At 58.3% G+C, this 11,830-nt stretch carries 10 protein-coding genes and 1 pseudogene; 4 read left to right on the plus strand and 7 right to left on the minus strand.

The genetic code is table 11. The features are described 5' to 3' along the window. Nucleotides 1-99: 99 nt before the first annotated feature. From FQ185_RS21310 to FQ185_RS21335, 6 genes are all read right to left on the minus strand, one after another. Nucleotides 100-1,674, minus strand: a complete 1,575-nt coding sequence (locus FQ185_RS21310) for an ABC transporter ATP-binding protein (RefSeq protein WP_149419146.1) — start codon at nucleotides 1,672-1,674, stop codon at nucleotides 100-102. 14 nt (nucleotides 1,675-1,688) lie between these two features. Beyond that, entirely contained in the window at nucleotides 1,689-2,711 is a 1,023-nt protein-coding gene (locus FQ185_RS21315; protein ID WP_149419147.1) for an ABC transporter permease, read from the minus strand. After that, nucleotides 2,711-3,772 carry a microcin C ABC transporter permease YejB gene (locus FQ185_RS21320; protein WP_149419148.1) on the minus strand — a complete coding sequence of 354 codons (1,062 nt, stop codon included), beginning with the start codon at nucleotides 3,770-3,772 and terminating at the stop codon, nucleotides 2,711-2,713. Before FQ185_RS21320 ends, FQ185_RS21315 begins: the two co-directional genes overlap by 1 nt. Then, the gene (locus FQ185_RS21325) at nucleotides 3,772-5,640 is read right to left on the minus strand and encodes an extracellular solute-binding protein (protein ID WP_149419149.1); all 1,869 of its coding nucleotides are present in this window, start codon (nucleotides 5,638-5,640) and stop codon (nucleotides 3,772-3,774) included. The genes FQ185_RS21320 and FQ185_RS21325 overlap by 1 nt, the downstream gene beginning before the upstream one ends. A 135-nt stretch (nucleotides 5,641-5,775) precedes the next feature. Then, nucleotides 5,776-6,057, minus strand: a complete 282-nt coding sequence (locus FQ185_RS21330) for a peptidylprolyl isomerase (RefSeq protein ID WP_149419150.1) — start codon at nucleotides 6,055-6,057, stop codon at nucleotides 5,776-5,778. Between the two features lie 108 nt (nucleotides 6,058-6,165). Continuing rightward, nucleotides 6,166-7,047: a triacylglycerol lipase gene (locus FQ185_RS21335; protein WP_149419151.1), complete on the minus strand. Its 882-nt coding sequence runs from the start codon at nucleotides 7,045-7,047 to the stop codon at nucleotides 6,166-6,168. Between the two features lie 337 nt (nucleotides 7,048-7,384). Between FQ185_RS21335 and FQ185_RS21340 the strand changes: the two genes are divergently transcribed. After that, nucleotides 7,385-8,431 (plus strand): hypothetical protein, encoded by a 1,047-nt coding sequence (locus FQ185_RS21340; RefSeq protein WP_149419152.1) that lies wholly within the window; start codon nucleotides 7,385-7,387, stop codon nucleotides 8,429-8,431. Between the two features lie 62 nt (nucleotides 8,432-8,493). Here the strand turns inward: FQ185_RS21340 and FQ185_RS21345 are convergent, their stop codons facing one another. Further along, the gene (locus FQ185_RS21345; RefSeq protein ID WP_149419153.1) at nucleotides 8,494-9,582 is read right to left on the minus strand and encodes a 3-deoxy-7-phosphoheptulonate synthase; all 1,089 of its coding nucleotides are present in this window, start codon (nucleotides 9,580-9,582) and stop codon (nucleotides 8,494-8,496) included. Nucleotides 9,583-10,262: 680 nt separating this feature from the next. Here FQ185_RS21345 and FQ185_RS21350 point away from each other — a divergent pair. From FQ185_RS21350 to uvrY, 3 genes and pseudogenes are all read left to right on the plus strand, one after another. Further along, nucleotides 10,263-10,618 (plus strand): annotated as a pseudogene (locus FQ185_RS21350) (nitrilase-related carbon-nitrogen hydrolase); the annotation flags it as partial. Then, entirely contained in the window at nucleotides 10,618-11,061 is a 444-nt protein-coding gene (locus FQ185_RS21355) for an N-acetyltransferase (RefSeq protein WP_149419154.1), read from the plus strand. The pseudogene FQ185_RS21350 and the gene FQ185_RS21355, both read left to right, overlap by 1 nt. A 127-nt stretch (nucleotides 11,062-11,188) precedes the next feature. Further along, nucleotides 11,189-11,830, plus strand: coding sequence for a UvrY/SirA/GacA family response regulator transcription factor (gene uvrY, locus FQ185_RS21360; RefSeq protein WP_008015884.1), 642 nt, complete (start codon nucleotides 11,189-11,191; stop codon nucleotides 11,828-11,830).

An 11,830-nucleotide genomic window follows, 5' to 3' on the forward strand; every position in this document is an offset into this window, starting at 1 on the left:
CCTGATGATGTATTGCCTGTGCGGGCCCCTTCGCGAGCAGGCTGCATTTCAAATGTGGGAGCGAGCCTGCTCGCGAAGGCCGCGCCCCGGTTCAAAGGCCTACCCCGGATGCGCCGCCGCCAACAGCTCTTTGGTATACGGATGCTGCGGTGAATCGAACACGTCGTGGCTGGCGCCGCTTTCCACCACTTTGCCGTCCTTGATCACGATCATGTCGTGGGCCAGGGCGCGTACCACCGCCAGGTCATGACTGATAAACAGATACGTCAGGCCGTGCTTTTCCTGAAGCTGACGCAGCAGGGCGACCACTTGTTTTTGCACCGTGCGATCCAGCGCCGAGGTCGGTTCATCCAGCAGGATCAGTGCCGGTTTCAGCACCAGCGCCCGGGCGATGGCGATGCGTTGGCGTTGGCCACCGGAGAACTCGTGGGGATAGCGATGTCGGCTTTGCGGGTCGAGGCCGACTTCTTCCAGAGCCCGGATCACTTCGGCTTTGCATTCGTCAGCGCTTAACTGGCTATGCACCTCAAGGCCTTCACTGATGATCTGCGCCACGGACATACGCGGGCTGAGGCTGCCGAAGGGGTCCTGGAACACCACCTGCATTTTCTTGCGCCACGGCCGCAGCTGCTTTTGCGTCAGGCCATCCAGTGCTTCACCTTGAAAGCGAATGCTACCTTCGGAGTCGAGCAGGCGCAGGATCGCCTGGCCCAGCGTTGACTTGCCGGAACCGGATTCACCGACAATGCCCAGCGTCTTGCCACGCTGAATATTCAGGCTGATACCGTCCACGGCCTTCAGATAAGTCTTGCGCTGAAACAGCCCGCCACCGAGCGCGAACTGCACCCGTAAATTATCCACTTCCAGCACGTTCTCGCGCTCGTCCCGGGGCAGGGCTTCGCCTTCCGGCTCGGCGTTCAACAATACGCAACTGTAAGGATGTTTCGGTTCGGTGAAGAGTGTCTCGCAGGGCGCTTGCTCGACAATTTCCCCAGCCTTCATCACGCACACTCGCTGGGCAATGCTGCGCACCAGATTGAGGTCGTGACTGATCAGCAACAGCGACATGCCGAGGCGCTGTTGCAGGGATTTGAGCAGCAGCAGGATCTTGCGTTGCACCGTGACGTCGAGCGCCGTGGTGGGTTCGTCGGCGACCAGCAACTCCGGCTCGCAGGCCAGGGCCATGGCAATCATCACCCGTTGTCGCTGGCCACCGGACAATTGATGTGGATAGGCCTTGAGGCGCTCCTGGGGTTTCTTGATACCGACCAGATGCAGCAACTCAAGAATCCGTGCTTGTGCCGCTTTGCCGGCCAGTCCCTTGTGCAGCAGCAGGGTTTCACCGATCTGCTTTTCGATGCTGTGCAGCGGATTGAGGGAGGTCATCGGCTCCTGGAAAATCATCGCGATCCGGTTGCCGCGCAACTCGCGTAGCACCTTGGCGTCGGCGCCCACCAGTTCCTTTGCGCGATAACGAATGCTGCCCGTGGTTTCGGTGCCGATCTCAGGCAGCAGTTGCAGGATTGAGTGGGCTGTCACCGATTTACCGGAACCAGACTCGCCCACCAGCGCCAGGCATTCGCCGGGGCGGATGTCCAGGCACACATTGCGCACCACGGTCTGACCACTGAAGGCCACGCTGAGGTCACGGATTTCGATCAGGTTGTTACTCATATCAGCAGCCCGCTTCAAGATCGTGGATCGAAGGCATCACGCAATGCCTCGCCGATAAACACCAGTAAAGAAAGAATCAGCGCCAGGGTGAAAAACGCCGTCAGACCCAGCCATGGCGCTTGCAGGTTCTGCTTGCCCTGGCCGATCAGTTCGCCCAGTGATGCACTGCCGGCAGGCATGCCGAACCCCAGGAAATCCAGGGCCGTGAGGGTCGAAATCGCCCCGGTCAAAATGAACGGCAGATAACTCAAGGTCGCATTCATCGCGTTGGGCAGGATGTGCCGCACGATGACTTTGCGGTCGGTCAGGCCCAGTGCTCGCGCCGCTTTGACGTATTCCAGATTGCGCCCGCGCAGGAACTCGGCACGCACCACGTCCACCAGGGCGAGCCAGGAAAACAGGGCCATGATCCCCAGCAACCACCAGAAATTCGGTTCGACGAAACCCGACAGGATGATCAGCAGATACAGCACCGGCAGCCCCGACCAGACCTCCAACAGCCGTTGACCGATCAGATCGACCCAACCGCCGTAATAGCCTTGCAGGGCGCCGGCAGCGATACCGATCAGTGCGCTGATAAAGGTCAGCATCAAGGCAAACAGGATCGACACTCTCGCACCGAAAATCACTCGAGCCAGCACATCCCGGGCCTGATCGTCGGTGCCCAGCCAGTTGACCTTCGTCGGTGGGCTCGGTGCCGGTTGATTGAGGTCGTAGTTCGGCGTGTCGTCGCTGAACGGAATCGGCGGGAACAGCATCCAGCCACCGTCCTTGTGAATCAGCTTCTTTACGTAGTCGCTGCGGTAGTCCGCCTGGAACGGCAGCTGCCCACCGAACTCCTGCTCGGTATGACGCTTCAATGCCGGGAAGTACAGCGAGCCCTGATAACTGACGATCAGCGGTTTGTCGTTGGCGATCAGCTCGCCACCGAGGGTCAGCAGGAACAGGCCGACAAACAACCACAGCGACCACCAGCCGCGGCGGTTTTTCTTGAAGCGTTCGAAACGACGGCGACCTAACGGCGAGAGCTTGAGCATCAGGCGTTCCTCGCGGCGAAGTCGATACGCGGGTCGACCAGGGTGTAGCAGAGGTCGCCGACGAGTTTTATCAAGAGGCCAAACAGCGTGAAAATGAACAGCGAGCCGAACACCACCGGATAGTCCCTTGAAACCGCGGCTTCGTAACTCATGCGACCCAAACCATCAAGGGAGAAAATCACTTCGATCAGCAGCGAACCCGCGAAAAATACGCTGATGAATGCCTGGGGAACTCCGGAGACCACCAGCAGCATGGCGTTGCGAAACACGTGCCCGTAAAGCACCCGGCGTTCGCTCAAACCCTTGGCGCGGGCGGTGACCACGTATTGGCGAGTGATCTCGTTAAGGAAAGAGTTCTTGGTCAGGATGGTCAGTGTGGCAAACCCGCCGACCACCAGTGCCGTCACTGGCAACACCAGGTGCCAGAAGTAATCGGCGATTTTGCCCACGGTCGATAGCGATTCGAAGTTGTCCGAGACCAGCCCGCGCACCGGGAACCAGTTCAGCGACGTACCCCCGGCGAAGACCACGATCAGGAACATCGCGAACAGGAACGCTGGCATGGCATAGCCGATGATGATTGCCGTGCTGCTCCAGATGTCGAAGTGGCTGCCGTGATGCACGGCTTTGCGAATGCCCAACGGAATCGATACCAGATAAGTGATCAGCGTGGCCCAGAGCCCGAGGGAAATGGTCACCGGCATTTTTTCCAGGATCAGGTCGGTGACCGTGGCGCCGCGGAAAAAGCTCTTGCCGAAGTCGAGCCGGGCGTAGCTCTTGAGCATCAGCCACAGGCGTTCCGGGGCGGGCTTATCAAAGCCATATTGCTTTTCGATCTCTTTGATCAGCTGCGGGTCGAGCCCGCGGCTGGCACGCGAACTGCCATGCATGGTTTCGCTGGAAACGCCGCCGACACTCGCGCCGCCGATGCCTTGCAAATGCGCGATGGCCTGTTCCACCGGCCCACCCGGCGCGGCCTGGACGATAATGAAGTTGACCAGAAGAGTGATCACCAGCGTCGGAATGATCAGCAGCAAGCGCCGCAGTAGGTAAGCCCACATCAATGCGGCCCTCCGGGTTTGCCACGCCTGATGAGTTCGGCGGTCATCTGTTGGTTGGTCAGGGGAGTGGAACTCACCTCCCACCAACTTTCGATGGCTTCGTCATTGCTCGCTTGCACTGAGGGAATGCCGAAGCGGTTCCACCACACGGTCGAGCTGCCTGGCGGGTAATAGTTGGGAATCCAGTAGTAGTTCCATTGCAGCACCCGGTCCAGAGCGTGGGCATAACGCAGCATGTCAGCCTGGGTGTTGGCGCGGACCAGGCCGCTGACCAGCGTATCGACAGCCGGGTTCTTCAGCACCATGTAATTGTTCGAGCCCGGATCGTTGGCCGCCGCCGAACCGAAGTAGTTGTGCAGCTCATTGCCCGGAGATGTGGTGACGGGGTAGCCGGTGACGATCATGTCGTAGTCGCGAGACATCAGGCGGTTGACGTACTGGGACGAGTCGATGCGGCGAATATTCAGATCGATACCGATCTGCTTCAGCGTGCGCTTGTAAGGAAGCAGCAGTCGGTCCATGCCATTCTGGCTGACCAGGAAGGTGAAACTCAGCGGTTGACCATCGGCGTTCACCAGTTGATCGCCTTTGGGTTTCCAGCCTGCCTGATCGAGCAAGTCGAGGGCCTGCAACTGTTTGTCGCGGATCACGCCGCTGCCATCGGTTTTCGGCGCTTCGAAGACTTTGGTGAACACCTCGTCGGGGATCTGCCCGCGCAGGGGTTCGAGAATCGCCAGCTCACCGGCATCCGGCAACTGTCGAGCGGCGAGGTCGGTGTTGGAAAAGAAACTCTGCTGGCGGATGTACAGGTCGCGCATCATCTGCCGGTTGCTCCACTCGAAATCCCAGAGCATGACCAGGGCCTGGCGCACCCGGCGGTCCTGGAATATAGGGTTTTGCAGGTTGAAGACGAACCCTTGGGCCGATTGCGGCGCCTCTTTCGCCAGGTGGGACTTTTGCAGGCGACCGTCGCTCAGGGCCGGGCTGTCGTAGCCGATGGAGTAGCCGGTGGCGGAAAATTCGCGGTTATAGTCGTAGGCGCCGCCACGCAAAACCTGGCGCGCAACGTCGGTATCGCCGAAGTACTCGATGCTGAAGTGATCGAAATTGTAGAGGCCACGGCTGACCGGTAAATCCTTGCCCCACCAGTCGGCGTTGCGCTCGAAGGTGATGCTGCGCCCGGAGTCGACCTTGCCCACTTTATACGGGCCGCTGCCGAGTGGCGCCTCGTAACCGCCGCCATCGGCGAAATCGCGGGTCTTCCACCAATGCTCGGGAAACACCGGCAAGGTCGCGATATCCAGCGGCAGGGTACGGTTTTCGTTGTTCTTGAAGTCGAAACGAATGGTCCGCGGCGACTCCACCTCGACGCCTTTGACGTCGGCGAATTGCGTGCGATAGCGCAGGCTGCCCTGGGTCATCAGCAGGTCAAAGGTGTAGCGCACATCTTCGGCGGTGATCGGCTTGCCATCGGCAAAACGGGCTTTGGGGTTGAGGTAGAACCGCAGGGACAGGCCATCGTCCGAGCGCTCCATTTTCTGCGCCACCAAGCCATACACTGTGTAAGGTTCGTCCAGCGAACGCTGGGCGAGGGGCGAGTAGAGCAGGCCGTCGATCTGCGTGACGCCGATGCCCTTGTCGATGTACGGCAAGATGTGATCGAAGTGACCGATTTCGACGGCTGAGCGACGCATCGTGCCGCCCTTGGGGGCTTGCGGGTTGGTGTAGGCGAAATGACTGAAGCCGGCAGGGTATTTTGCCGGTTCGCCGTACACGGTCAACGCATGTTGCGGTGCTGCATTCACACCGGTGACGCTCAACAACAGGGTCACGGCAGTGAATAACAAAGTAGGGAACGCCAGTCGCATTGTCAGCCTTAGAGCCGGGTGGTCAATAACCGCAATTTGTACGCTAGCGGCGCGTCCCTCGCCAGCCGTATCACGTAACCGAAACACAACGGCCCACCAAAAGGCGGGCCGTTGTGCAGAAAACTTAAAGGTTGATCAGTCCTGACGGCTGGTCACTTCCAGCAAGTGGTAACCGAACTGGGTCTTGACCGGGCCTTGCACCACGTTGATCGGTGCGCTGAAGACCACGGTGTCGAATTCCTTGACCATCTGGCCCGGACCGAACGAACCCAGGTCACCGCCCTGGCGGCTGGACGGGCAAGTGGAGTTGGCTTTGGCGACTTCGGCGAAATCAGCGCCGCCTTCGATTTGGGCTTTCAATTCGTTGCACTTGTCTTCGGTGGCAACGAGGATGTGACGGGCAGTGGCTTTAGCCATGGTGAAATACTCCTTTCAATGTTCAGTAAAGTGCGGAGCCTACCGGATTCAGTGGTCTATTTCTTCTCAAAGTTCCGTCCCGTATTGTGCAAGTGCACATGGCGTTCCTTATAGACCGGCCTTTTTCAAACGTTCGGCGTGTTGCACATACAGGTCGATCGGGTCGACGCCTTTTCGGATCCGACCGGCTGTCTGGTTGATGCTGTCCAGATGATCCAGCGGATAGTCGGAACGGATCACTTTGCCCAGATGGGAACTGAAGCGCCCGACCATGCCGTCGTTCTGATCGGCTTCAGTGGTGAAGTACCGGGAAAACGCGCGGCAGAACCCATGCAAAGGATCGAGTGCATTGAGCCCTTCATCAAGGATGCTCCCCTGCAAAGTACCGCTCCAGGAGTAATAGCGGACACCGTTGACCAGTTCGCGACCCTTGCCGCCCCAGGTTTTCGGCAACCCCTGGGGGTACTTGTCGTTGAACGCACCCACGCCTTCGGTGGTCAGGGCATTCAATGCCGCAATGGCGTTCTGTGGCAGATGACGGTCGCCACTGAGCACCGACAGAAAGTCTGCGAACAAGGTGGCGACCGTTTCGGCCACATGTTCCGGCAGGCGTCCGGGCGTCAGGGCCTTGCGCAGAAAATCGGCCAACTCCGAGCCGTGATTGGGGCCGCTGACGGATGTCACCGAAGCGATTTCCTGTGGTGCGATCGCAGCAGCATAACGTGCAGCCAGTGCACCCTGACTGTGCCCGATCAGGTTGACTTTGCTCGCCCCTGTTCCTTCCAGTACCCGCTCGATCTGCGCCAGCAGTTGGTCACCCCGTGCTTCGTTGCTATGGGTAGCCGACAGCTGTGGGATGAATACCCTTGCGCCAGCACTTCGCAGCGCGTGCTTGATATCTTGAAAGAACTCGAATTTACCGATGCGATCGAAGCCGAATAGCCCGTGGACCAGCAGAATTGGATAGTGAGTGCTTGCATTCCGTTGCATGTTGGTACCTTTCGCTGAAGTTTGGGGATGTGCTTGAGGCCTCACTCTAAAACACTCCAGCATTGATGCGATGTATGAAGAAGCCGCTGTAACCTGATGAAAACGGAATAGAAAAAGTACGAAATTTCCGATGTGGGCGAGGCCTTGTTCGGAATATCCGGACATCTTTTCGTCGAGTCCTAAGCGCTACTGATCAATGGCCTACCTGGCGAACGTCGTTTGTCCGCGCGCCCAAAAGGATTCACCCGACATCGCGGATCATCCTCTTGAGGTTCAATAGGCTTCATTCGGTGCCGTCTTTCCGGGCGGCGTTTATTCCAAGGAATGGAGCGTATGAATGACCACTCATGAAGCACACACCCAAAACTTTGTAGAGCAATCGAGGCCCGTGCTGGAGCCAGCTGAAAACGCTGTGCTGGATCCCTCTGAAAGAAAAGCCATCATCAAACTCGCGCCTTATCCGGGAATGGCGTGCGGAGACAAATTGCTCTTGTCCTGGATCGGGCTGGACGTCGAAGGACTTGCTTACAAACATGAAGTGACGCGTTTTATCAGCGAGGGGCAGGTCGACAAGGAAATTGTCTTTACCGTGGCGAGCGCGCATATCGCTGCACTCGACGGTGGTTCGCTTGAGGTTTATTACACCCTCACGAGTGCGCGATTGCCTGCACCAGTGAAGTCCCGACATTTACAGCTGGACGTCGGCGATGCCAGGCCCGATTTGCTGCCTGCAATTGCGAACGATGCGGTAGGTGCCACGCTGGACCCCGAGAGGGTAATTGAAGGGGCGCTTGTAACGATCAGGCCTTATGCCCGGATGGCACCTGGAGACAGGGTCTTGCTGTCCTGGGCGGGTGTCACGCCCCAGGCGAGTTTCAATGACACCTTGGAGGTTGAGTCCTTTTCGGTGGGCGGTGAACTGTCATTTTGGGTCAGTCCCGACTGTATTGCCCCCAACCTCGGGTCCACGGTGACCATCAGTTATTGCGTCGTACAAGAGGGAGAAGCCCCGCGTTATTCGCAGGCTACGCAGTTGTTGATTGGTGCTCTGGTGAGAGGGCCGCTTTTACCTCCCGTTGTTCTGGAGGCCGATGAAGGCTGGCTGGATCTGCAAGAGGCCATTGATGGTGTCACCATCGTTATCAATGACGCCCAGGCTGAAGAGGGCGAACTGGTCTATCTGAAATGTGACGGGATTAATTTCAATCACCGTGATGACCGCGAGATATCGAGAGAAATGGCCGGTGAGCCGCTGGTGTTTATCGTTCCCTACAGGTTTTGGCGCGGACATCAGGATTTGACCGTTCGGGTGTCCTACTCGGTCGAACGCCTTGATGATGTCAGTCAGAAGTCCGAAGTGACTCTGGTGCAGGTGCAGTCTTAGAACGCACGCTTGCCGGTAGTCGCCGTCCAGTCTTCGATTGAAGACTGGACGGCGGTAGAGGGTCAGCCTTGCTGTTTAATTTTGTTTTGAGTTCGCAGTCGATCCGCTGCCAGGCGCAACAATTGTTCCGTCCCGTTCCAGCCCAGGCAGCCGTCGGTGACGGACACGCCATAACGCAGTGATGGGCTTAGTGGCTGGCAACCTTCGAACAAATGGCTCTCGATCATCATGCCGATCAGTGATCGGTCACCTTGCAGGCGCTGTTCAAGCACATCGTTGAACACCGTAGGCTGACGCAGCGGGTCTTTGCCGCTGTTGGCGTGGCTGCAGTCGACCATGATCCGGGCCGAGATTTTCAGTCTGGTCAAATCACTGCGCACCCGGGCGACGCTGTCGCGGTCGTAGTTCGGCCCACGATGACCGCCACGCAATACCAGGTGTGTGTCCGCATTGCCCGGGGTTTGAATGATCGCGGGGTGCCCCTGGCTATCCACACCGAAGTGGCGATGGGGATGGGCCGCGGAGCGCATGGCGTCGCTGGCAACGCCGACGCCGCCATCGGTGCCATTCTTGAAGCCGACCGGCATGCTCAGGCCACTGGCCATTTCCCGATGGATCTGCGACTCGGTGGTGCGGGCGCCAATGGCCACCCAACTCAGCAGGTCGTCGAAGTAACCAGCCGCCATTGGTTGCAGCAGTTCGGTCGCAATCGGCAAGCCCAGTCGGAGCATTTCGCGCATCAGCTCGCGGGACAGGGTCAGGCCGCCGGCCAAGTCATCGCTGCCATCCAGATGCGGATCGTACGCCAGGCCTTTCCAGCCGACCGTGGTACGGGGCTTTTCGACGTAGGCGCGCATCACCAGCAGCATCTCATCGCTGACTTCAGCGGCCAGGTGGGCAAGGTTGCCAGCGTATTCAAGGGCAGATTGTGGATCGTGGATCGAGCAAGGGCCGACGATGACCAGCAGACGGGGGTCTTCACCGTTGAGGATCGCGCGAACCGCTTGGCGATGGGCAGCGACTTGCTGGCTCAGGGCATTGGTGAGCGGCAGTTGCTGCTTGAGTTGTAATGAGCTGGGCAGACGCAGGGTCAGCGCTTCATTGGCAGGACTCAGGGTGGACAGTGGCAGAGCAGAGGCGGACGAGTTCATATTCAGGCTTCCTGGGCTGGCGGCGGGGTCGTTCCCGCGCGCTCGGCCCTACTGGGGTGTTCGACAATTGGCCGGATTGGCTGCGTGTGTGTGCTTGCCACCTTTGGGTGACCGATCGGAGGCGGCAGGCTGTCCCGAGCGGAAGCTGGTAAATCGCCATGCGGTAAAACTGTCGTAACGGTAATAGGTGGCATAGTTCATGTCGTGAATCCTCGAGTTGTCTGGTGTGACGCTGAATATATGCAGGGCTGAAAAAACAAAACCCCCGGTCGGGAAGCCGACCGGGGGTTGAGAATTCTCTGGTGGCGACCCGTTTCAAAGTGGGCGCCGTGTAGGTATCAGGCGCGCCAGTGGCTAAACCAATACCCAAAATAAAAGTTGACCGGAGCACAAGCGTCGCTCACCCGGGCAGCCGCAACCGAACGCAGTGCGCTGGCGGAATGAAGCTGTGAGAGGGCGTTGAACATGGTCTGTCTCCGATGAATGCACCGAGCTTACTAGAGGCCGGCACACGGATTCAATCAGAAAATGCTATCGACCACGGACGGCGTTTTCTATTGCTTGAGTGCGCAGAGGGTTGTGACACACTCGCAGCTCAGACAAAAATACGACATCACAGGGATTAAGCATGAGGCCACTGACTATCGCCGCGGCTCAATCGATCTCCATTGCGGGTGATGATAGGTGCCGATATTGTCGCGTTGGCGGTGTGTGCTGATTTCTCTCACGCCAGCCATGCAGCCGCGACGGCGCAGCAGGGGGCCGATCTTTATGTCGCGGGCGTGCTGATCACGGAAAACGGCTACGCCCCGGATACTGCACTGTGCAAGGTTATGCCAGCACCCATTCGATGGTAGTCCTGATGGCGAACCATGGCGGTGCGACAGGTGGATGGGAGTCCGCAGGACGTAGCGCCATCTGGGCGTCGGACGGTTCGCTGATAGCGGCCGCCCCCGGCAATGGCAACCTGTTGGTCGTTGCTCGCCGCAATGCTGACGGCTGGAAGGGGCAAATAGTCGATGTCGTGGAGGTTTGATGGAGTTTGAATTACGTCCAGCTACGCTCCGGGACCTGGACTTCGCGCGCGATTTAACCTGTAAAACCATGCTCCGTTACTACATCCAGCACAATCTGCTGTGGCAGGACGAGGCCTTCGATGTGGCCTGGGCGGGGCGCGAAAACTGGTTGATTGTGCGTGATGAGATGCTGCTGGGGTATGTGAGCCTGAGTCGAGACGCAAGGGCTTTGTACATCCGTGAGTTGCACGTGCTTGAGACGTTTCAGGGGCAGGGCGCCGGTTCCTGGGCGATCGATCAGGTATTTGCCATGGCGTGCAAGGAACGACGCCCGGCGTTGCGGTTGACGGTTTTTGAAAATAATCCGGCAAAAGCGTTATACGAGAGAAAGGGCCTGAGGGTGGTCGGCGCAGACGAGTGTTTCCTGAGAATGCAGCGCGATGTCGATGACGCGTATCGCTGAAACACGCTTGAGACAAGCCTTTCAAGATGTATTGAAACTTTTTATATGACGCTTGCCGCTAGGTCTGACAGTCGCTTTTTGCTAAGGTGTCCGGCAACCCAATAAGATCATATCGCGAGGTGTCTGCTTGATTAGGGTGCTAGTAGTCGATGACCATGATCTCGTTCGTACAGGCATTACACGAATGCTGGCTGACATCGATGGCCTACAAGTAGTCGGCCAGGCTGAGTCAGGGGAAGAGTCCCTGCTCAAGGCGCGTGAGTTGAAACCCGATGTGGTGCTGATGGACGTCAAGATGCCCGGTATCGGCGGTCTTGAAGCCACACGCAAATTATTGCGCAGTCATCCGGACATCAAAGTCGTCGCGGTCACTGTGTGCGAGGAAGATCCGTTTCCTACAAGACTGTTGCAGGCGGGGGCCGCAGGTTACCTGACCAAAGGCGCCGGGCTGCCGGAAATGGTCCAGGCAATTCGCCTGGTGTTCGCCGGGCAACGCTACATCAGTCCGCAGATTGCGCAGCAACTGGCGATCAAATCCTTCCAGCCGACCAACGATTCGCCCTTCGACGCCTTGTCGGAGCGGGAAATCCAGATCGCGTTGATGATTGTCGGCTGTCAAAAGGTCCAAATCATTTCCGACAAGCTGTGCCTGTCGCCAAAAACCGTGAACACCTATCGTTATCGCATCTTCGAAAAGCTTTCGATCAGCAGCGATGTTGAGTTGACACTGTTGGCGGTTCGTCACGGCATGGTCGATGCCAGCCTCTGA

It is taken from the genome of Pseudomonas sp. ANT_H12B, from assembly GCF_008369325.1.
GTDB lineage: Bacteria > Pseudomonadota > Gammaproteobacteria > Pseudomonadales > Pseudomonadaceae > Aquipseudomonas.